Source organism: Bradyrhizobium sp. 191, assembly GCF_023100985.1.
Lineage (GTDB): Bacteria > Pseudomonadota > Alphaproteobacteria > Rhizobiales > Xanthobacteraceae > Bradyrhizobium > Bradyrhizobium diversitatis.
Window position 1 is genome coordinate 2,630,053 of record NZ_CP064692.1, and the last position, 20,050, is coordinate 2,650,102.

The 20,050-nt window shown below is 61.9% G+C and carries 23 protein-coding genes; 11 read left to right on the forward strand and 12 right to left on the reverse strand.

All coding sequences use genetic code 11. From position 1 onward, the window contains the following. Positions 1 to 24: 24 nt before the first annotated feature. Both IVB23_RS12125 and IVB23_RS12130 read right to left on the reverse strand, forming a co-directional pair. Positions 25 to 645 carry a hypothetical protein gene (locus IVB23_RS12125; protein WP_061878785.1) on the reverse strand — a complete coding sequence of 207 codons (621 nt, stop codon included), beginning with the start codon at positions 643 to 645 and terminating at the stop codon, positions 25 to 27. 96 nt (positions 646 to 741) lie between these two features. Further along, entirely contained in the window at positions 742 to 2,223 is a 1,482-nt protein-coding gene (locus IVB23_RS12130; RefSeq protein WP_247803669.1) for an O-antigen ligase family protein, read from the reverse strand. A 489-nt stretch (positions 2,224 to 2,712) separates the two neighbouring features. Between IVB23_RS12130 and IVB23_RS12135 the strand changes: the two genes are divergently transcribed. Beyond that, on the forward strand, positions 2,713 to 3,621 hold the full coding sequence (locus IVB23_RS12135) for a glycosyltransferase (RefSeq protein WP_247803672.1): 909 nt from the start codon (positions 2,713 to 2,715) through the stop codon (positions 3,619 to 3,621). Between the two features lie 150 nt (positions 3,622 to 3,771). Then, positions 3,772 to 4,629: an FkbM family methyltransferase gene (locus IVB23_RS12140; protein ID WP_247803673.1), complete on the forward strand. Its 858-nt coding sequence runs from the start codon at positions 3,772 to 3,774 to the stop codon at positions 4,627 to 4,629. A gap of 68 nt (positions 4,630 to 4,697) precedes the next feature. Here the strand turns inward: IVB23_RS12140 and IVB23_RS12145 are convergent, their stop codons facing one another. Further along, a complete protein-coding gene (locus tag IVB23_RS12145) occupies positions 4,698 to 5,321 on the reverse strand; it encodes a hypothetical protein (protein ID WP_247803675.1) in 624 nt (207 codons plus the stop codon). 130 nt (positions 5,322 to 5,451) lie between these two features. Then, complete coding sequence (locus IVB23_RS12150; RefSeq protein ID WP_061878780.1) at positions 5,452 to 6,654, reverse strand: polysaccharide biosynthesis/export family protein; 1,203 nt, start codon at positions 6,652 to 6,654, stop codon at positions 5,452 to 5,454. Between the two features lie 478 nt (positions 6,655 to 7,132). Here IVB23_RS12150 and IVB23_RS12155 point away from each other — a divergent pair, with 478 nt between their 5' ends. From IVB23_RS12155 to IVB23_RS12165, 3 genes are all read left to right on the forward strand, one after another. Beyond that, a complete protein-coding gene (locus IVB23_RS12155) occupies positions 7,133 to 7,495 on the forward strand; it encodes a hypothetical protein (protein ID WP_247803677.1) in 363 nt (120 codons plus the stop codon). A 76-nt stretch (positions 7,496 to 7,571) separates the two neighbouring features. Further along, on the forward strand, positions 7,572 to 7,847 hold the full coding sequence (locus IVB23_RS12160; protein ID WP_247803679.1) for a hypothetical protein: 276 nt from the start codon (positions 7,572 to 7,574) through the stop codon (positions 7,845 to 7,847). 502 nt (positions 7,848 to 8,349) lie between these two features. Beyond that, positions 8,350 to 9,258 (forward strand): hypothetical protein, encoded by a 909-nt coding sequence (locus IVB23_RS12165; RefSeq protein WP_247803680.1) that lies wholly within the window; start codon positions 8,350 to 8,352, stop codon positions 9,256 to 9,258. 11 nt (positions 9,259 to 9,269) lie between these two features. Here IVB23_RS12165 and IVB23_RS12170 read toward each other — a convergent pair whose 3' ends face one another. After that, positions 9,270 to 9,896, reverse strand: a complete 627-nt coding sequence (locus IVB23_RS12170) for a transglutaminase-like cysteine peptidase (protein WP_247803682.1) — start codon at positions 9,894 to 9,896, stop codon at positions 9,270 to 9,272. A gap of 192 nt (positions 9,897 to 10,088) precedes the next feature. On the opposite strand from IVB23_RS12170, the gene IVB23_RS12175 reads away from it, so the two are divergent. Both IVB23_RS12175 and IVB23_RS12180 read left to right on the forward strand, forming a co-directional pair. Continuing rightward, positions 10,089 to 10,826 carry a metallophosphoesterase family protein gene (locus tag IVB23_RS12175; RefSeq protein ID WP_197967441.1) on the forward strand — a complete coding sequence of 246 codons (738 nt, stop codon included), beginning with the start codon at positions 10,089 to 10,091 and terminating at the stop codon, positions 10,824 to 10,826. Positions 10,827 to 10,890: 64 nt separating this feature from the next. Then, positions 10,891 to 11,553, forward strand: coding sequence for a hypothetical protein (locus tag IVB23_RS12180; RefSeq protein ID WP_247803684.1), 663 nt, complete (start codon positions 10,891 to 10,893; stop codon positions 11,551 to 11,553). Between the two features lie 47 nt (positions 11,554 to 11,600). On the opposite strand, the gene IVB23_RS12185 is transcribed toward IVB23_RS12180, so the two are convergent. Continuing rightward, a complete protein-coding gene (locus IVB23_RS12185) occupies positions 11,601 to 12,101 on the reverse strand; it encodes a hypothetical protein (protein ID WP_247803685.1) in 501 nt (166 codons plus the stop codon). Between the two features lie 460 nt (positions 12,102 to 12,561). On the opposite strand from IVB23_RS12185, the gene IVB23_RS12190 reads away from it, so the two are divergent. After that, complete coding sequence (locus tag IVB23_RS12190; protein ID WP_197967443.1) at positions 12,562 to 12,801, forward strand: hypothetical protein; 240 nt, start codon at positions 12,562 to 12,564, stop codon at positions 12,799 to 12,801. Between the two features lie 28 nt (positions 12,802 to 12,829). Here IVB23_RS12190 and IVB23_RS12195 read toward each other — a convergent pair whose 3' ends face one another. Continuing rightward, positions 12,830 to 13,069: a hypothetical protein gene (locus IVB23_RS12195; RefSeq protein ID WP_156504929.1), complete on the reverse strand. Its 240-nt coding sequence runs from the start codon at positions 13,067 to 13,069 to the stop codon at positions 12,830 to 12,832. A 503-nt stretch (positions 13,070 to 13,572) separates the two neighbouring features. Between IVB23_RS12195 and IVB23_RS12200 the strand changes: the two genes are divergently transcribed. Continuing rightward, the gene (locus IVB23_RS12200) at positions 13,573 to 14,799 is read left to right on the forward strand and encodes a hypothetical protein (protein ID WP_197967444.1); all 1,227 of its coding nucleotides are present in this window, start codon (positions 13,573 to 13,575) and stop codon (positions 14,797 to 14,799) included. Between the two features lie 149 nt (positions 14,800 to 14,948). On the opposite strand, the gene IVB23_RS12205 is transcribed toward IVB23_RS12200, so the two are convergent. Together IVB23_RS12205 and IVB23_RS12210 are read right to left on the reverse strand one after the other, a co-directional pair. Next, positions 14,949 to 15,227: a hypothetical protein gene (locus tag IVB23_RS12205; RefSeq protein ID WP_245311995.1), complete on the reverse strand. Its 279-nt coding sequence runs from the start codon at positions 15,225 to 15,227 to the stop codon at positions 14,949 to 14,951. Positions 15,228 to 15,545: 318 nt separating this feature from the next. Next, positions 15,546 to 15,962, reverse strand: a complete 417-nt coding sequence (locus IVB23_RS12210; protein WP_061878772.1) for a hypothetical protein — start codon at positions 15,960 to 15,962, stop codon at positions 15,546 to 15,548. Between the two features lie 582 nt (positions 15,963 to 16,544). Here IVB23_RS12210 and IVB23_RS12215 point away from each other — a divergent pair. Both IVB23_RS12215 and IVB23_RS12220 read left to right on the forward strand, forming a co-directional pair. After that, positions 16,545 to 16,718 (forward strand): hypothetical protein, encoded by a 174-nt coding sequence (locus IVB23_RS12215; protein WP_197488678.1) that lies wholly within the window; start codon positions 16,545 to 16,547, stop codon positions 16,716 to 16,718. A 173-nt stretch (positions 16,719 to 16,891) separates the two neighbouring features. Then, the gene (locus IVB23_RS12220) at positions 16,892 to 17,257 is read left to right on the forward strand and encodes a VanZ family protein (RefSeq protein WP_061878814.1); all 366 of its coding nucleotides are present in this window, start codon (positions 16,892 to 16,894) and stop codon (positions 17,255 to 17,257) included. Between the two features lie 10 nt (positions 17,258 to 17,267). On the opposite strand, the gene IVB23_RS12225 is transcribed toward IVB23_RS12220, so the two are convergent. From IVB23_RS12225 to IVB23_RS12235, 3 genes are all read right to left on the reverse strand, one after another. Further along, positions 17,268 to 17,552, reverse strand: a complete 285-nt coding sequence (locus tag IVB23_RS12225) for a hypothetical protein (RefSeq protein ID WP_061878771.1) — start codon at positions 17,550 to 17,552, stop codon at positions 17,268 to 17,270. 170 nt (positions 17,553 to 17,722) lie between these two features. Beyond that, entirely contained in the window at positions 17,723 to 18,166 is a 444-nt protein-coding gene (locus tag IVB23_RS12230) for a hypothetical protein (protein WP_061878770.1), read from the reverse strand. 153 nt (positions 18,167 to 18,319) lie between these two features. Continuing rightward, on the reverse strand, positions 18,320 to 20,047 hold the full coding sequence (locus IVB23_RS12235) for a chemotaxis protein (protein WP_247803687.1): 1,728 nt from the start codon (positions 20,045 to 20,047) through the stop codon (positions 18,320 to 18,322). Between the last annotated feature and the right edge of the window lie 3 nt (positions 20,048 to 20,050).

A 20,050-nucleotide genomic window follows, 5' to 3' on the forward strand; every position in this document is an offset into this window, starting at 1 on the left:
ATGCCGGCGCAAGAGGCCCGGACGTTATTGCGTCGGACTGACCGCAGGATAGGCGGTCGAGGGAGTCACCGAACCCGTATAAGTCGTCACACTGTTCGGGTAGTGCAGGCCACCAAAGTTCTGGGCACCGGAGCCGCTGCCACCAAAGGCAAATCCGAAGCCGGTCGTCGGGCCCCCACCACCGGAGCCACCACCCCCGGCACCGCCCGCCGCAGCGATTGCAACATCACCGGTTGCGGCCTGATAGGCAGCAATCACGTCCGGATTGTTTGTTCCGGCGACGGCGGCCTGAATCTCATTGGCAAACGCCTGATCGGTCTGTGCCGCCATGCGGGCGACCTGGGCAAGTCCAGCGACGATCGCGCGCAACTGGTCCTTCGATGTCGCCGGGTTCTTCAACAGTTCGATCAGACCCGGCACTGTCGTCGGATCCGACGCTCCAAGGTCGCGGACGCGCGAAATCAACTGCGGACCGCCGTCAGGATATTGCTGCAAAAGCGTTGCAGGAGATCCCTTGAAATCGGAGATGATCTGAGCCTGCAGTTGCCGGCTGGGCGGATAAACAGCCGCGCTGGCGGCGGAGGATATCGAGCTTGCGATCGCAATCACCACAGCGGCTCGAACCGTAAACCTGATAAGGTTCATAATTTCCTCAACAACTAGTTTGCCTTTATGGCCCGAACGAAACGATGAGAAAGTAGTCGAAAGAGGCAGTCCTGTCCACCAAATCTAAAGGAATAGTTAAGGCCCAAGTACCTGGAAAGAGGACTGTTTTGGCGATCCCGAAGTGTGAGCACGGGTCGACAGCGCATTTGCCGCAGCCCCTTTCGGCTCGATGCTCCCCTCGCCGGAGTGAAAGGATTGCGCCAGGCCGACCCCGAAAAGCGCAAAGAAGGGGATGCTGTAACCCGGTATCTGCAACGTGAAATCGAGGCCGGAATGGAGCAATGCCAGCAGCGCAGTGCCGATGGCAGCCAGGGGAATCGAAGCGTCACGCTTGCGGCTGAGCACCCCGCGCGCAAGCACCGTGAGCATGACCGCCCAAGCAGACGCCAGGAGGAGCGTCATCGGAATTCCGGCCTCCAAAGCGACCTCCAGAGGGGTCGAATGGGCTGCATTCCAGGTACCGCGCATAGAAATATTCGGGCTGCGGAAGGCTGGAAAGGCCGACTGGAAAGTCCCCATCCCAGTACCGAACCAGGGGGTATCGGCGATGATGAGCAGCGAGGACTTCCACCCCTCAAGCCGGCCACTATCGGTCAGCCCCTGGCTATCGAAGCGGCCCACGACACGACCACCGAGCAATTCCAAGAGAACGAGAGCGACCAAGGCGGCGGCCGCCAAGGCCATCCAGACGCCGGTGCGCGGCCGAAGGTCCTTCCGGAGGAAGACGACAAAGACGAAGATCATGGAGAGGAGCGAAACAGCCACGCCCGCCCGCGAGCCAGTCATGAACATCGCCATGACGCAGATCAGGAGCGCGGCGAATTTCAGAGCTATCGAAGCCTGGGGAATTTTAGCCAGATCGCGGGAGAGATTGCTCCATCTGAAACGTCCTCCGGGAAGGTGGCGGCGCACGTCCGTAAGAAGCAGAAGTATCCAGATGACCGCACATGAGCCGAAATAGGCCGCGGCGGTATTGCGGTTGATGAACGTGCCGGTGACGCTGCTGAGATAGGCGGTCTTGTCGCGCCACAGAATCATGGTCGGTTCGATGAGAAACGAGAAGACGCCATATGCAGCGTAGAAGCTGCCTGAGAGCGCAATCACCAGCATTACCTGGCGTGCACGCCTCGCGTCGGCGCCAATGACGAGCCCCACCAGAATAGCCAAGATGTTTGCAAGTGGCGCCCCCACAGCAAAGAGAGCTTCGTACCTGACAATCGAGGCCGATGGCGCAACGGCCGTATCGAACAGCGAGCCGAGCTGCTTCCAGATCGGATGATATGGCGCAATCCACGGGCTGTCAGACAACTGTTCGTGCAGCGCGAAGCCGTAAGCGGCGACAACGATGAAGATGCCTGCGATGATCCAGAGATGGGGACGACGCAGCGCGTTCGCCGGCGCAAAGACCAGGGCAGTTCCCAGACAAGCGCACCAGAAGGCAATGGCAAGATTGTTGGTCGACCCAAACGGGAACGGCGCGCTCGCTACAACAAAGAACAGCACACAGCTGGATACGAGATCGGCCGACCAGCGAATGTTCATCGAAACACGGCCCATCGCTTTCGTCTGACGCCTCCCAGTGGAGAATACATTAGAGCGGATGATCCCGCAGGCGTCCAGCAAGTGCCGCACTCGGCAGAGACGGCGGTGGATGATCCATTCTGAACCGTACCCCGCCTACAGAGGTTAATTTCCGGCGTCAACTCATGCGGGAGCACAGTAAAGAGGGAGAACGCTTTGCCGGCCCTGCTCCGCAATGCGTCCCCATCCTGGCGGCCTCGAGTTCGTTAACAGGACGGTTCGCCCCAAGCGCGGATCTCATCCGATGAAGGGGCTGGACGGTCCCGATTTCAATCGTCTACGCTGGATTTCCGCAACGTGGTCCAGTAGTGCTTCGCCCGCACCGTATCCCCAGGCTTGCGAAAGCCCACGTCGCCAATTGCCGGCGGATTGTTTCCGGGAGAATTCCTGCTTCCGATCGAACGTTTCCACGAAGTTCTTATGTCAGACGACCAGCGTTGCTGGCCGTAGCTCTGCGAGGGTAAATTGAATATTGACGTCATCTTAGCGACACGCGGCAGACCGGCAGACGTTCAAGTTCTTCTAGACCAGCTTCGACTTCAAGAACGCGCGCCTGATCGCGTCATGCTTGTGGGCGCTGAACCCAAGGATTTGCCCGATGCTGCCGCCGTCCCGAATGATCCGAGCGTGCACCGACTGGTTTCTCCTCGACCGGGACTGACGTCGCAGAGAAACCACGGCGTACAAACGGCCAAGAAGATAAGCACTCCCGAGGCCTGGCTTGCGAAGATCATTGTCTTCTTCGACGATGACTTCAGGCCCGCAGCCGATTGGCTGCAGAAATGCGAAGCGCTGTTTGCTGCAAGTCCACAGGTCCTCGCCGTTACGGGAGCGGTGATCATGGACGGGGCAAGAGGCAGCATCGCAATCACCGAGGATCAGGCTTCCGATGCGCTGGCGCTGCCTCGGGCGAGCGATCAGACCGGATACAGCAAGTCGAAGGAGGGCCTGTACGGGTGCAATATGGCCTTCAGAGCGACAGTCTTCGACCAATGTGCATTCGACGAGAATCTGCCGCTCTATGGATGGCTGGAGGATACGGATTTTTCCGGACAGATCAGGAAGTTCTCGGACATCTATCGAGCTTCAAACTTGACCGGTGTACATCTCGGGTCAAAGTCCGGACGGGTCAGCGGCTACAAATATGGTTACTCGCAGCTCGCCAATCCGCTCTACCTTGCGCGCAAAGGAACAATTACCCTCGGAAAATGCGCATACTTTTGGACACGAGCGCTCGCGTCCAACGCGCTGCGCTCATTTCGCGAGCATCCGATGATCGATTATCGAGGCAGGCTAGCCGGAAACATGGCTGCAGTGGCGGATGTGATTGCCGGATCAATTCATCCAACCAACATCTTGTCCTTCCACCGCTGAAGCATGATCCGGAAAAGCGAGCAGCGGTTTTCCGAAAGACCATGCTTAAACAACAACTAAAGCGCCATGACGATTAGCCCTAATCACATCGCGCTTTAGAAACGCATTGCGCACGACGCTCATCACGCTCTGGACACGAGTACGAAAACCATGATTGACGAAAACCTCATTTACGATCTCGGCGCCCACAAGGGTGAAGACACCGGGTTCTATCTCAAAAAGGGATTCAAGGTCGTTGCCATCGAAGCTGTACCGGAATTCTGTAGCGCTCTTGGCCAGCAGTTTTCCCAGCAGGTTGCCACAGGGCAACTGAAGATCCTCAACCTGGCCGTCGCCAGGACGCCGGGGAATATCGACTTCTACGTCAACACCGAGCACTCGGTTTGGGGAACGGCAAATCTCGAGTGGGTCAAGCGAAACCAGATGCTGGGCGCAGCGAGCGTGCGAAAGATAACGGTCAAAGCCGAGCGGCTGGCCGATATCATGCGCGACCACGGCATTCCCAGATATTGCAAGATCGATATCGAAGGGAACGATTTTGACGCATTGTCATCGCTCGAGAACATTTCCGAACCGCCGCGATTTGTGTCGATCGAGTCCGAGAAGAAGAATTGGAATGATCTCGTAAGGGAGTTCGAACTGCTCAGGAACCTGGGCTATTCCAAATACAAGATCGTGGATCAAAGCCTCGTCTCCCTGCAGGAGCCGCCTCAGCCAGCGACCGAAGGCTGTTTCCAGCCGCACAGATTCGAACAAGGCAGCAGCGGACTGTTCGGCAACGAATTGCCCGGGCGGTGGATGGACATGTTCGATGCGCTTGAGGTCTACAAGGGGATCTTCCGCGGCTATGCGCTGGCGGGAGACGCCGGCATCTTCCAGGGACGAAAGAGCGTATTCCGCATGCTTGGCGGGATTCAGGCCGCGCTGGTGCGCGCGGCCGGGCGAAAGGATTACCGCTTCCCGGACTTTCCTCCAGCGGGTTGGTACGACACGCACGCAGCGCGATAGCGCGTCGGGAGCAGATCAGATCGGGAAGCGCCAGCTCATTTGCCGAGGCTGATTGCGCCTTGCCCGAACTAAAGAGGGCAATCGATCGAGTAGATCCTAAGATCCACATTCAGGCGGCTGTTCCGGGTCTGTGCCCGGAAGGCATAGAACGCCCCGAGGCTATCGTTCCCGGGGTCGAGTTTTATTCCGGGGGTTAATTCGTCGGGCGGGACCAGAAGGCCGATGTGCCGGTTGAGGGCGGAGATCTCGATCCGCCCCTCGCCGTCCGCAAAATGCCCGCTGACCTGGGTCACGGTGACCTTCGGCAGCCCGCGGCGCTGATGGCAGACATCCTCCTCCCAGAGCTTGGTCTGTTGCACCAGCGGTTTGCCGGCGCCATCGGGAACGACGATATCGGGAAAAGACGGGCGCAACATTCCGAAGAATTTGCTCTCCTTGGAGTTCGCCGAGAGACGGACGGTCAAGGACAGCTCGCCCTTGGCCCCCCTCAGGCGCGACAGGATCGGAGCATCGGGCTCGGCTGAGACCAGCACGTCGATCCGATGGCGGACGCCCAGCTCCGCGGCAGCCCCGAGAGCCTTTCCGATCGGTGCAAGCCCGAAGGCGAGAAGAACGAGCGCCAGAAGACGCCAGAATGCTCGAAACCGCATGAAGCCTCTTGCAACACTGCGGGGTGGACCGACGACCGGCACGCCGCGTTCAGTGGCGCCTTGATCCAAATCCCGAACTGGTAGCCCCGGCAGAACCGCTTCGATTGCTAAACGAAAATGGCACCGGGACAAAGGCCCGGTGCCATCGGTCTTGGTCGATCAAGTTGGCGTCTTACGGCGCCAGCTTGATGTTGTTGCGGAAGATCAGGGCATCGTTGGAGAGGTTCACGGCATCGCTGCCGGTCGCCATGATCACACGCAGATAGGTCAGGAACTTGGCGACTTCGACGTTGCGCGAGTTCGAGACGTAGATGATGTCCTGATTCTTCATCATGACCTTGGTGGCGAGGAAGAAGCCGCCCGGATCGCGGAAGTTCACGTTGAAGATGACCGGGATCGTCTCTGACGTGTACTTGCTCACGTCGATGCCGAGCTGGGCAGCGACCTCGCGCGGTTCGCGGCGATAGAGATAAACCGCAGCCGGATCGGCCTGGCCATCCAGCAGACCACCGGCCTTGCCGACCGCTTCGCCGAGGTTGATGCGCCAGGCATCGAAGTTGAACTCGCCGCTCTGGCCGCTGGCACCGAACGCCAGGAACTTCTGCTGTTCGCGATAGACGTAGATGCTGTCGTCGGGACGAACGTAGACGTTGTTCTCGGGTGCCATCACGAGATTCTCGAACGGCACGGTCGCCCGCTTGCCGCCGCGCTCCAGCATGACCCAGGTCTCGAAGCCCTGGCCCTTGATGCCGCCGGCGCGAGTGATCGCGTCGAGTACGCGATCCTTCGCACCCGCCGCGCTCGCCGGATAACGCGCCGGCGAATTGACTTCGCCGAGCACGCTGATGAGCTGGGTGCGCTGCGAAGACATCGCAACGACCGCCTGCGGCTCGATGGCGCGGTTGCCGATCTTCTCGATGATCGAGCGCTGGATCTGGACCGCTGTAAGGCCCGCGGCTTTGACCTGGCCGGCATAGGGCACGGTGATGAAGCCGTCATTGTCCACCGCCTGGTCCGGGATGGTCACGAAGTTACCCGGACGGACGCCGGCTTCCGCCGGTATGAACAGACCGCCCGCCGCGGCTTCGAAGATGGTGACGCTGACGACGTCGCCGATGCCGAACACGATGCTGGCGGGCGGACGGCGATCGGTGAACACGCCGGCGAGCCCCTTGGGCTCATGGGTGTGCAGGATCTTCACCGTAGCCGGATTGAGCGGCACCAGCTCGTAGGCCGGCGCGTTCTCAGTCTGGATCTTGTTGTTGACGTCGTCCGTCAGTGGACCCGAGCCGGGATTGGTCGAACAGGCCCCGAGCGCTAAAGCGACCGCCAGAAACGCAGGCTTCAAAACATAGGTCTTGGCAATAGATGACATGAATCGCGCCCGATAGTCCCAATTGACGTAAGTTGGTACGGCCTAGGGGGTGGGTGCGACAAGCGTTCCGGGCGGTTAACAGAGCGATCCGTTGGCTAGTGTTGCCTGCGAGCCACTCTTGGAGGCTTGGTTTAACCCTTTGTGACTATTTGTTGTATTTCGTGTGCCCGGCGGGCGGGCAAAATGCGCAAGTTGAGGCCTCAGCATGTCGGGCGGAGGCCTCGCCGCCCTTCGCCAAAGCTGGGTCCATTCAGGATAGGACTCCCCCGTGTCTGGCCTCCTTCTGATCCCGCTGTTGGCAGGTTCCCTCCTTGGCGCCGCTGGTCGCCCCTGGAGCCCTCCCGCCCCCTGCCCCGGCAGCCCAGAATCGTCGTGCCACGAAGCGCCACTTGTTGCGGTCGCCCAACCGGACCCCTCCTCCGTCTGGAAATTCACCCGGACCCAGGGGGCCAAGGACGGCGAGAGCTTCGCCGCCATCATGAAGACCGCGGATACGGCCCAGTCGGACCCGGACTTTGCCGGCCTGATCGTCCGCTGTGCGCCACAGGGCAAGATCGACGTGATGGTGGCCTTGATCCGGCCCTTCCCGCCACGGAGCCGCCCGAAGGTCACGATCGCCGCGACCGGCGGCGGCACCTTGAACTTCGACGCGCGCGTGGCGGCCGCAGGCGCTACCGTGCTGCTACCGGACGAGGTCTCTGCCTTTGCCGCCGGCAAGTGGCAGACAGCGGCCTCGCTGTCCGTGGCGGTCAGCGAAGGCGACAGCGAAATCAGGGGCGTAGTAGCGCTGAACGGGCTGCGAGAGGCCTATCATTCGCTGCTGGCAAGTTGCAGCCAATAGGCCAAATTTAGCCATACTACTTAAGGGTCTTTTTAGGGAGGGGAACCTAGTGTCCGGAGCACGGAGAGTGTTTCGGATGACCGCGTTTTTGATTTTCAGCTTTCTCGTCGGTGCCGTGCTGGGGCAGCGCTTTCGCGTCCTGGTGCTGGTGCCGTTGACCTTCGTCATGTTGCTCGCCGCCGTCCCGGTCGGCTTGATGATCGGTCTCACGGTGATCGAGAGCCTGAAAGGCATGGTGTTCGCAGCCATTGCCCTGCAGGGTGGCTATCTCTTCGGGTCAGGGGCCCGCTTTGGCCTTGCTGCCGCGCGTACCGGGCGCGTATTCGCCCGCCCGGTCAAGTCTGTGCGCTGATGACGCCGGGCTGAGGCTGCCACCAGCCTTCGCAGGCCGCGCGAAAGCCAGGCGGGTTGCCGGCAAAGACCTCTGCTTGAAAACCCACCGCTCGCTTGTATGGTGACCTGACCGTTTCAGGATTCCCTTCGAGCGCCGTTTGTCCTTCGCTTATTTTACCCTCCTCGTTTCCATCGTTTCCGCTTCCGCTCTCGAAATCGCCGGCGTCAAGTTCGGGGCACAGTTCGCGACGATGGCCGCAGCACTGAGCTTGCTGGCGGCAGCCTCGAGCACGCGCAAGGCCGGCTACGATCACTGTGTTCGCGCGACCTCGTGGGGCCGGTGGCTCCTGATCGCCATTCCGCTGTGTATCGCCGCCCAACTGGTCCCTCTTCCGCTCAGCTCGGCGCATCCGATCTGGGCGAGCGCTCACGATGTCCTCGGCGGTCTGCCGCTCGGGCCGATCACAGCCGACATCGGCTTGACCCTGAACGCGCTGCTGCTGGCGCTTGCGGCGATCTCGTTGCTCGGCGTCACCGTCCTAGTCGTGCGCAACCGCAGCCGTGCCCAGTTGATCCTCTTTGTGCTGAGCGGCGTCGCCGCGGTCGCAGCCTTGATTCTCGACTTGCATCGGCTGTTGCCGGCGTTTGCTGCAGACATACCGCATGACCTCACGACGACCTTGGCCGGCCTTGGCCTCATGCTCAATCTGGCGGTCATTCAGCTCGCCGCTGAACGGGCCGAAACGCATCACTCGGTACTGCGCTCGGCCGCGATCGGCCTTTGTGGCCTGGTCGGAGCTTTGGTCAGCGCCGCCGCGATCTTTGGGTTTTCCGGAACGAACAGCGCAATCGCAGCGGCTTTTGGCGTTGTGCTGATGCTGCTGATCCTCGTCATCCGCAGGTTGGATCTGTCACCATTGGCCGCGAGCGCATTGTCGGTGGCAGCCCTGGTCGGCGCCGCGATCGTGCTCACCTTCCTGTTCGAGCAGAGCTCCGGACCGGTCCTGATGCGGCTCGTCCCGGAGATGGGAGCCGAGACCAAGGCCGCCCTCGAGCGCATGTTGGCCGACACGCGCTGGTTCGGCGCTGGTGCCGGGACCTTTGCTGCGGTGGGCAGGATCTATCAGAGCGATGCCGGAGCTGTCTTGAACGCGCCCTCGGCGGCCACGGCCGTCTTTGCGGGGATGGGATGGATTGGGTTGGCTGCCATGATAGCAGTGAGCCTGATCGCTTTGGTCCGCCTATTCTTCGGCGCTCTGCAGCGCGGACGCGACTCGTTCTTTCCCGCGGCAGCCGCGGCCTGTGTTCTCTTTGCGCTCGTCCAGAGCTTTGCAGGTCCCGGATTGCTGCGCCCGGCAGCAATCCTGTGTCTCTCGGTGATCGTGGGGCTGGGGCTGTCGCAGAGCGTCAGCCAATCCGGATCACGATAGAGCGCGGGTGATCAGACTGCGCGATCGCCAAGCGAGGCCCAGTAGTTCGGGTTCTTGGGCGATTGAATGCGGACCCAGCGATAGGGCTTCTTCGACCATGGCATGATATGGCCGGAGAGATTGTCGAGCACGAGATCGCCGGAGAAGGTCCGCACCACGACCACGAGATGATGCTCGCCCCAGGTGGTCACGACCTCGCTGAGCAGCACCGAGCGCGCCGGAAAGCCCTTGGCGATCAAATCATGGCGTTTTGTCACAGCATAGTCGTTGCAGTCGCCGCTCGCGGGATGCAGCAGCCACTTTTCGCCGCGCAGCCCTTCCAGATTGGGTTCGGAACGGATCGCGCTGTTGACCCGCTGGTTGACCTCTTGCATCTGCGCCAGGCGTTGGGCCGTTAGCTTCAGGCGTCCGCCGCGGAAGACGATCTGTTGCGGCCGCGGTTTGCACTCGTCCTTGTACTTCAGGCAAAAGATGGTGAATGCCATCGGCGCCAGCGTCGGCCGGTCGAACTTGATGTACTGGATGGTACCGCGCAGCCCCATGGGCGCGCCGACGAACGCTGCGTCCGCATTCTGCTGCACCCCCGCAGCAACGACGATTGCGGCCACGGCCGCCAGGAATTTCACGACTTTGCGCATGTTGCGCTCCCCGTTCTTGTTGAGGGGACGGTACGTGAGACGCCTTGAAATACGGCTCAAACGCCGCGCGACCCTTTAATCAAAATGCGGGCTAAGCGGTCGGAAATAATTAAGAATACCGAAGTGTGACTTTTCTGCTAAGAGCGGTCGCGATGATCCGCTCGTGACGCCAGAAGCGATTCGACCGACCTGATGGGTTTTTCCAGCCATTTTCGAAAGAAGGCCAAGCCTCGGCTTCCCGACGGCGTTCGCGTCTATGCCATCGGCGACGTGCACGGCCGCGCCGATTTGCTTCAATCGCTGTTAACCGTGATCGACGTCGATCTCGCCCGCTCGGCCCCCGAACGGGCCATTCAGGTCTTTCTCGGTGACTATGTCGATCGCGGCCCGGACTCCCGCGCCGTTCTTGATCTCTTGATCGAACGCTCGAAATCGCACGAGACGGTTTGTCTGAAGGGCAACCACGAGGTCTTCCTGCTCGAGGTCCTCAAGAACCCGGCCCGCCTGCAGGAGTGGCGCCACTATGGCGGCCTGCTGACGCTGGTCTCCTACGGCATCACGCCGACCATGAATCCGTCCGCGGAGCAGCAGGTCGAACTGATCGAGGGACTGAAACGTGCGCTGCCGCCGGAGCACTTGGCCTTCCTCCAGCAATTGCCTTCCTCCTTTACCTGCGGCGACTTCTTTTTCGTCCATGCCGGCGTCAAGCCGGGCGTCGCGCTCGATCGCCAGAAGGATGCGGATCTGCTCTGGATCCGCGAGGAATTCCTGACCTCCGAGGAGCGCTTCGGCAAATATGTCGTTCACGGTCATACGCCGGTCAGCGCGCCCGATATCCGCCCGAACCGCATCAACATCGACACCGGAGCCTACGCGACCGGAAACTTGACGCTGCTGACCATCCAGGGCGATAGTCTGCTGGCAATTTAAAGGGCTCTGGCTAGACCTCGGTCCCGTCGTCGGGCCCGCCCGCACAGGCCTCGTCAATTCCTCCATGAACCGCATGATCCTGCTTCGCGTCGTCGGCATCTGCACCGCAATCGTGCTGGCGCTTCACGCCGGCATGGCGTTCTATGGCGATCTGACAAGGCCGAACTTTCGCGCCGGCGATTTGTTCTCGGGCAAGCTTCCGCCCGACAAGGCGAAGCTGGCAGCCGCCGCTGGCTTGGCTGCGTTTTCATGGGACGGCGATCTGCTTGCGAACTACGCGGCGGCGATGGCCGCTGACGTTCTTCAAGGTCCGTCGACCGCGGCGGGCGGCAGGGCCAGCGAGAACAAGGCAGCCCAGGCCGCCGTCTTGGCTGCCTTGAAAATCTCACCGATCCGGCCCGCGCTGTGGCTCACGCTCGGCATGCTACAGGCCCAATCCGGCGAAGCGGTCACGCCGGCGGTGAAGATGTCCTACTTGACCGGATCGGTGCCGATCGACGTTGCCTTCTCTCGCGTCCGGACCGTGACGTCGAGCGCGGCGGCGACCGATGAGGAGATCAAGCTCCTGGCGCAATCGGACATCCGGTCGGCGCTGGCCAGTCGCTCGCGTTACGAGCCTCTGTTGATCGCGGCCTATGTGCAGGCAACACCGCAAGGCAAATCGCTGCTGCTGGAGACGACGAAGATCACCGATCCCAAATTCAACGAGATCTTGCGGCGGTACTGAGCCGCGCCAGCCTTGTGGCTATCGCATCCGGGGCTGCAGCGAATTCTTCAGCGTACCGATTTCGGATTGACGGGCACAAAGTCCTCGTCGCGGCGCGGCTGATCGGATCGCCCCTTGTAGACGAACATGCCCTTCTTGGTCGCAACGATGTCGCCTCGCTGCAGGCTTTCATCGTTGAGCAGGCTCTCGGTCGCGACAAGGTCCGGATCTACCGGAATGGGCTTGGAGAGCTCGGGATGCTCCCGCCGCTCGCGCAAGACGTCCTTGGCGCGGCGCCGTGCGTCCTCGATCCGCTGGCGCAATTCGTCGCGCGTGACTTCCGGCTCGCTGGATGGAAGATAGTCGTTGAGTGAGGGCGCCAGTTCGGTCTGAGCGAGACCCAAGGCCGGACAGGCGAGTCCAAGGCCGAGTATACCGGCGATGGTTGCGACCGTCCGAGACAGCTTCCCAAACCGCTTTTCACAGTGGCCACGTCGACCCGTTCGCACGCTGGTGCCTCCCTGACAGAACGATAAGGACGACCATCGGCCAATGTCCTCGTCTTCCATTCCTCAGCCTACACCTTTGCCGATGGCAGGAAAGCCAGTTCGCGGGCGAACTTCCCTGGGGCCTTCCCGCAAAAATCGAAAAACAACCCCATGCACAGTAGCCGGAGCCAGTCGGATCAATGGGTTACAGTTTTCCGAAATGAAATTGACCTGTCGGGCAAAACAGGGGCAGAATGGCATGGTCCGGAGAGCGGTCGACCGGATGACCGAAGGACCTGAGATCCGCGTCACGGGATCGGCCCAAGGGCAGACGGCTCTGCTCTAAGACCTCATTAGGTCATTGCTGCTAACTTTCGGCATCCGCCCCGTGGAGTTGCTGAGAATGCGCGCAAGTCCGGTATTGCTGGCAGGTGTCGTCGTTGCGGCTGCGGTCATATCTGGCCCCGCGGCGCACGCCAGCCCCCTCTGCATCAAGGAACGGACGCCGTTCGCCTTATCGCAGGATACGGTGAGATGGACGATGTCGATCGAACCCGGAGCCGACTGCATCCAGGGGCTACGTTGGTCGTACATGCAGATCTTCAACGTCTCGGTCGTGAGCGGACCATCGCGAGGGCAATTGGCGGTGGTCGGGTCAGGCTTCCGCTATTCGGCCGAAAGCACGGCGCGCGGTGCCGACAGGTTCACGCTGCTGATCTCGGGCAAGAACCGGCACGACCCCGGCACCTCGACCCTGGAGGTCGAGGTCAACCCGCAATAAAGCTTGTCTCACAGCGCCGCCGAAGCGGCTAATAGCGGCTCGACCCGCTCCCCCGGGTTCTGTTCCCGTGATAGGGCCGGGCGCGTCCGCCGCTCGTGACCGGCGGCTCGATGCGGCTCGGAATATTCCGGGTCGCGTTGGGAGGCGCGGGCTGCGAGGGGTTGACGATGATCACGTTGCGATTGGGCGACGAGGGGTCATTGACGCCCTGGGCCGAAGCGCTGGCAGGCACGGCAAACGCGAGTATGATCAAAACCAATCGTTTCATGCGATATCTCCCGATCAACAACGTCAGGGAGGCGGACACCGTTCCTTCACGGCTGCTTGACAGTTCGTTGCGTGACCTCACCTGGGCACGGCGACCAGCTTGCCATCCCTCCAAACGCCTTGGGCGGCCCTTCCGGCAGGAAGGCTCCCCGTCACGTTCCGGATTGCGGTCGGCCGGGACGCAGCTTGGGTGGTCTGCGCTTTTTTCGTCGGGGTCGTGATGATGCTGGAGCTGGTGGTGTTGGCCTGATCCTTGGTCCCCTGCGCAGAAGCGGACTGAACCAGGAAGGCCAAAAACATGGTTGCTGTCAAAACGCCGCGCATGGTCAAACACCGGAATGAGGAGCCGGGCGAAATGTCACAGGTTTCTGCCCAAAAGCAAGCGCTTCGAGACGATCGCGCAGGACCTTTGCAGGGCGGCCATAAAGCGCTCACCCCGGCCGAGGGGAGCCGGGGTGAAAAGCCTAGCGAAACAGCAATATCCGGGCTAGTTGATCGGCCTTGATGACCGAGACCGGCGACACAGCAGCCAACGCCTCGAAGGCGCAAGAGATCAAGGCCGGACTCGTCCGCCTGCTATCGGAGCGGATCCGCGAGATCTCCGACGACCCGCGGCAGATGCGGGATATCGTCTACGAGTTGGCCCGCGTCAAGCTTCTGGAACAATTCACCCCCGCCAGTGCGTGGGAAGCACGAGAGCTCCAGCAGGTCCTCGAACGCGCCATTCGGGAGGTCGAGCGGTCGTTTGAGCGAGACGGAACTTCCTCATCAGCAAAGGCGAGTGCCACCGTCGCGTCGCATTCTCCGCAAGTGGATGTCCCTCCTCACGCGCGGGTTACTCCTCCGCCCCTTCCAACGTCGCCTGCTTTGGCTTCCCCGACCCCTTCCATGGCTGCGGAAACGGCACGTCGTCCTGTCGCATCGCCGAGGTCGCCCGACCATCCCAAACAGCGGGGGGCCTTCAATTCTCTCATTCGCTTGACCGCCATCCTCCTGCTCATTGCGGGCGCCGGGACCGCGATCGTCTCTTGGCCACGGCTGAGGACACAACTGACCGCATTGTCGCAGGTAGCGCCGCCGTCCGAGCGGGCGAAGACTTCGGAGCCTCAACCGACCACGATTCCAAGTCCCTCGCTGGGCGAGACCTTGGAACGAACGCCGGAGAATCCAAAGGAGCCGGCGCCGATTGCGCACCCCTCGATGCCTTTGCCGACGACGTTCGGCGTCTACGCCTTGAGCGAGGGCCAACTCCATGAGCTCAAGCCGGTGCCCGGAAAGATTCCGGACCGGCGCGTCGCGATCTCGGCAGCCATCAACGCGCCGAGCGTGACCACACTGATGGACGGCGATGTCAAATTCGTCGTGTTCAGGCCCGATGGGGGCGTCGACGCAAGCGGGACTGAAGTTCGGGTCGTCGCGAAAGTTTCCCGGGCGTTGGGCGTCGATGCCAGCGGGAAAGCCGCCATGGTCAACGCCGGCGATTCCTGGGTCATCCGCAGCATGTCGTACCCCTACAAGGTAGGTCCGATCGAACAGCAGTCGCGAATGCTGTTGCTCCAGCCGGAGCAGGACGGCTTCACGCTCGCTCCCGGCCGCTACATCGTCGTGGTCAAGGGGATGGGCTACGACTTCACGGTCGCCGGAACGGTCACTGATCCCAATCAATGCGTCGAACGCATCAATGCGGCGAACGGCGCGTTCTACTCGCCCTGTCCGCCGCCACGACGCTAAAGCAACACGACGCTAGAGCAACACGAAGCTAGAGCAACATGGGTTCTGATTGTCTCGGAACCGAAGCCCTCGATTCCTGTCTCGATACGTCTTCTTCAAGCGAGCCGTCATCCACTCGCTCGAAAACGCTCTCGCCGCCTTTCTGTTTTCTATTTGGACGGCTTGTTGTCCTTTGGCGCATCCGCCGGCATGTCGCCGACCTTGCCGTTATTGGCGACGCATTTCTGGAAGTATTCGCGCTGATCCTTTCCCGTTCCCTTGGCGCTGCCGGCTGCGGGATTGCCGATTTGTCTGGGCGGAAAGGCCTTGGCGACCGCAGCATCGCATGCGCGCGCCACTTCGGCGGTGATGGCCGAAGCCGTCGCCGGCGCAGCCAGAGTCAACACACCTGCCAATCCAACCAACGTCTGTAGATTTTTGACCGGCACCTCTGCTCTCCTTCAAATCCGTGAATGCTTGCCGGAACCATAGCAAAAAGGGCCGCAGCACCAAACCGCAAAGCGATGCTGAATTGTCACGCGCTCTACCCTGGGTGCCGCATAGGACTCTTGGCGGCATCCTGACGGCACGCCTGTTCTTCGAGACGGCGCTTACGCGCCTCCTCTCCATGTGCAGCGTCCGCTTTCGGCGCTGGCGGCTCAGGATGAGGCCATTCGGCGTCCGTGGCCGTTGAAACTGCTGTCGCGCACTCCGTCCTCATCTCGAGGCGAGCGATGGCTGCAGAGCGCGCAGCAAGATCCGCAATACTAGCTATCGAGCTGCGGCGGCTTGAAGTCCGGGAAACGCGTGAGCATCGCGGTCTTGACGAACTTCAAGTGAGCAATGGCGCTTGCCAATTCCTTGAGCCGGCGCTGGCCGTTCGAGATGTCGGCCGCGAAGAGATCCTGATGATGATTGTCGAGCGGCTCCCGCTCGAGATATTCATCGGTCCCGTTTCCGAACGTGACGGATGCACGCGCGAGGGCATCGTCAACGCGCCGGTTGAGCCCGGCCTGCTCCCTCTCCGACTCCTGCAATGCCGTATCGATCGCCGCCAGGACGGCACCGATCCGCACGCGGTCGGTTGCCGCATCACGCTCGACGGAGCGGGCCTTGAAACCCTTGTCCTCGCGGCGGGAGCCGAGAAGATTGTGTGCGCGCGCTCTCAGGAACAGCTGAAACATTTGGGCCATCCCACATTCGAGATCTGGGCCGCTACCATCGGTCAGGCATAGTTAACAAAGCTTAAAGCTTGCACCCGCCCAACCGGCTTTGTGCGATCCAGACCAGCCAAGCCTCTTCCTGCTTGGAATCACGCTGGAGCCATCGAACTTCGTCCGCGGCGGCAGCCCCTAATCTCCCTCATTCATGTGCGGAAGATCTTAGGCATGGGTGGACATAAGACGGAAGCCGAATCCCGTGTTCCTCTCGGCAAGCGGCCGCAAGCGGCAAGCGCACGGTGGCCGAGCACGTCTGCTCTTCGCATTGATGAAGACGGCTTCGACGGATTTCGAATGCGGTCGCTGCCCGGTTGCAGACGACATTAACGAAACATCCGTGGTATACGGAGCGTCATTCACCAACTTCATCCCGGTAAGGTTGAGAGGTTAGCTTAATCCGCGTTGTTTGTTGCGAATTTTCACGCTTTCCTTATCCATCTCTCGCACCGGGCTTCCCCAAGGCCCGGCCCCGCCCAAGCAAAGCCGTCGAGCGAATGGGTCCGCTTGGCGGCTTTGTCGTTGTGTCGACGAGAGGATCATTTCGCTATGGCGCGCAGGCCCTGGTCGTTCAAGGAAGACCGCCGGCTCATGGAGCTGGCGAAGTCTTCAGCCTCGCTGGAACAAGCAGCGAAAATTCTCGGGCGCTCACCCGATGCAGTCAAGCGCATGGCGCTACGGCTTGGCCTTTCGTTAAAGCCGAAGACGGGCAAGAAGACCTGACTTCGGCGCGACAGCGCTCGCCTCGCGCCTCACAGTCCGTCGCTGCGCGGAGCCAGCAACGTTGAACTGCCCGAACGTATCACGTTGAAAGCAGGCGTGTGCAGCAGACACCCCTTTAACGATATTTTCGGCTTTCGAACCTGACGGACAACCAAACCTTGTATGTTGGCGTCATGCGCAGGAACCACCTCATAGCAGCTGCGAGCATCTGTCTTGCGCTGATCGTCTATGCCACCCTTGCAAGGCTGGCGGGTAGACCCGCACTCATGGGGCATCACGAGGCCTATTGGGTCGTCGTGATCGAGCGCTTCAGCGCCTACGGGCTGCTCGGCTTCCTGCTTTCCTTCCTGCTGCCCGGACGGTTCGCTCTTGCCTGCTCTCTCGTCGTCGCGGTCGCTATGGGGCTGGAGCTGATGCAGGCGTTCATACCCGACCGCGATCCGGGTTTCCTCGACGTGTTGCAGAAGGCGGCGGGAGGCACCGTGGGCGTCATGCTCGCCCAGATGATCTTGGCGTTCTTGCCCAGACCACCTTCCTAAGGCGGCCGGCTCAAGCCACCCCGCGCCTGTTGCGGGACTCGGAGGGAGCGAGGAGTCCGGCCATCTGCCGATGGGTGTTCTGCAGCGCTTCAATGGCGAGATCGAGATCGAAATCCGTCTCGCGAATGGATGCAAAGAATTCGACCATCAGCGCCGGATCGAGTTTGACGCGTGTCATCCCATCGCGGCTCTTGCGACGATCGAGTGACAAATGGATGGCACGGTCCCGGGCCTCCATGGCGCCGCAGCCGCAAAGCGCACCGAGTTCGTCGTATGTCATCCAGATTTGAGGCATGTTCTTCCACCACGCTTGACCGGCCGCAATACTAGCTCTCGGTCGTAAAGGCAGCATTGCTTCAGCGCGGCTGCGACGCGACTTCGAGACAACAACGTCAATGCAACGCTAATCAGGGCGACAGGTGCGAGCTTCGTGTGGCGCTGCGCGGATCGTCATCGATCTGGCTCTTACTTGGGCGAGCCAGCCGTGAAAGGACGCCGCGGGCGGGAACGGCCGTCGAGCCCCTTGGGCAACTTGTCGGACTTGAGCTTCACGACCGCGCTGCGGGCGTCGGCAACCGGCGGATCTTCCTGACTGTAGATCAGCGTCACCTCGAACTTCACGTCAGGCGCTTCCCGGGCCGTTCCCGAACAGGTCGCCATCGCGCCGGTATACACACCGGAGAGCTCGACCTCGACTTCGTCGAGCCCGAACACGGTCGGCGGGCCGTCGGCATGTCGCCGTGTGGTTAGAACGGCCGTGAAACGCTGGTCGTCGTGAAACTGATAGGAGCCGCCGTAGGTGAAGAAGCTGTCACTGCCGGAAATCCGACCCTGGGCCACATGCACGATACCGGTGCCTTGCGCTTGCGCGGTTCTGAACCACGCCGCGTAATTGCCCTCTTTCAGCATGGAAACATCCACCCATGAATTCCATGCGTATTTGCAACGAACCGTGGGGCCGCGACAATGACCGGCGCGGCGAGCATTCCGCCACGGTTAACGCCGTGCAAAGTCAATCCGTCAAATTTCCACCGGCGCGGGAGGCGGCGCCCCGCAGCAGGATCAGAACAACTCTATTCCGTCGTCCGCGGTCTCGACTGCCTCGACCGAGCGCACGGCGGCTCTCGACGCCAGCCCGAAGGTTTGCAGGAACTCCCGGTGCACGTCGCGCTCGCGTTCCATCGTGTAGCGCGCAAAGAGCTGGTCGAGCACCGCCTCGTCCTGCGCTTGCGGCCGCGGCTGCTGCGCGGCGGCGCTCGCGGTCTCGAGCCGCGCCGCGACCGCGGGCAATGCCGCGGAGCCTTCACCGAGCGTGGTCATCAGGCCTAGCGCCGAATTCATCAGGCCCTCGAATTCCGCACCTTCATCGACGAGCCGGCTCATCAGCTTGCCGAGCCGTTCATTGCCGGCCTCGACCTCGCGCAGTGCCTGAAGGATCTGCGGTTCGAGCTTGGCGAGCTGCGTGGGATCGCCCTGCACACGGAGCTCCTTCAGCTCCCCGGCCGATCGCTCGATGCCGTCGAGCACGGGCTTCAAACGCCCCGCTCCCACCGAGACATGGTCGGCCGTTGCCTTGAGCTCGTTGGCAATGACGACGAAAGCGCTGCCGCGGCTGCCGAGATGGCTGGCCTTGAGGCCCGCATTCATTCCGATCAGCGTGATGTCGATCGTCGCCTCGGCCAGCCCGGCGATCGCCTGGCGAAATTTCGTCAGCGTATCCTCGACGATCGCGAGCGCCTCGTCGACCGAGCGGCCCGCCCCCTCGCAGGTGGCGATCAGGGTCGATGCGTGCGCCAGCGTCTGCTTGATGCGCGTCAGGAACGACGACGAGCCGCCATCCTCGCCGCCAAACAACGTGCGGCCGTGCCCGACGACGCTGCCCGCATCGTGCAGGATGGCGGTCAGCGCGCGAACGATCTGGCCGATGTCGCCGCCGAACTCGCGCTGGGCATCCCTGAGCTGGGCCGCCTGCAGCTGGCAGATCGCACGCGCGCCGTCATCGCTCGCGATCGGCCCGGGAACGAGGCTCGGGGCGGCTCCAGCCACAAGGCCGAGACCGTGGGAGACATGCTCGAGACGCTGACGCGTGCTGTCGCCCGCCTGCAGGGAAACAATCGCGCTGCCGACCGCCTCGGCGATCTTCCAGGTGCTGGAACCTGCGCGGTCGGCCAGATGGCTGCTGTTGCGGCGCTGGTCATGCAATCCGGAATAGGCGGAGCCGAGTTCGGCGCTCTCCGCCGCCAGTTGATTCCGGTAGCGGCTCTCGAACTCCTTCTGCCGGCCGAATGCGGTGGCGACCGCCTCCGAGAGGCGCTGCTGATCCCGCGCACAGCCCTCGATCGCGCCCTGCACGGCCTTGCCGAGATCATAGGCCTCCTGCGTGAAGGCGAGAAAGCCCTCGCGATCGCCGTCGAGCGCGGCTGCCTCGATCCGCGCGCTGCGGGCGATGATGGTGATGATCTGGATGTGCTTGAACAACGGCTTGAGCAAGGCGGACGCCTCCGCCGTGCTCTTGCCGATCGTCTCGAGCAGGGCGCTTTCGGCCGGCAGCGCCTGCGCCAGGTCGCTGAGCCGCGCTGCGATTTCCTGTAGCGCGGTCGCGGCGCCCTCGATCTCTGCGCCGGAGAGTTCCGAGGAAAGCGTTGCGAGGCCCTGGTTCAGCTCCTTGAAGATGAGATGTCCGCGCCCGAGCTCGTGACCGACGCGCGCGAACACGTCCTCGATACGCGAGGAGACGTCCTCGATTGCGGCGATCGCCTCGGCAAGCGTGTCGGCGGGAATGACTGACATTGC